Raw genomic sequence first — 335 nt, forward strand, 5'->3', positions numbered from 1 at the left:
CTTTCGCAGCCTGTTGTTGCATCTGAAATTGCTGCAAAATACTGTCCTGTTGTCAAGGCTGTTGTTGGCGCAATCACTGTACCGCCTGTTAAAGCCGTATACCAAACTATATTTGTTTGATTGAACTGAACACTTGCAAATGTTGGTGCGTTTACCTGACAGAAATTTTGTGTTCCTGCAGTCACCAATGTCGGTGTTCCCGGATCGTTTACAATAACATCAACTGTCAATCTTGCAGCGCTTTCACAGCCAGTTGTCGGATCTGAAATTGCAGCAAAATATTGGCCTGTTGTCAAAGCTGTTGTCGGAGCGATAACTGTTCCGCCTGTTAAAGC

The 335-nt window shown here is 44.2% G+C and carries 1 protein-coding gene; it reads right to left on the minus strand.

Annotated features, from left to right (window positions below; genetic code table 11):
• On the minus strand, positions 1-335 hold a 335-nt coding region (locus ABXT06_RS22725), incomplete at both ends, for a hypothetical protein (protein WP_354592760.1).

The sequence above is a fragment of the Flavobacterium sp. UW10123 genome, assembly GCF_040538975.1.
In the GTDB taxonomy this organism is placed as follows: domain Bacteria; phylum Bacteroidota; class Bacteroidia; order Flavobacteriales; family Flavobacteriaceae; genus Flavobacterium.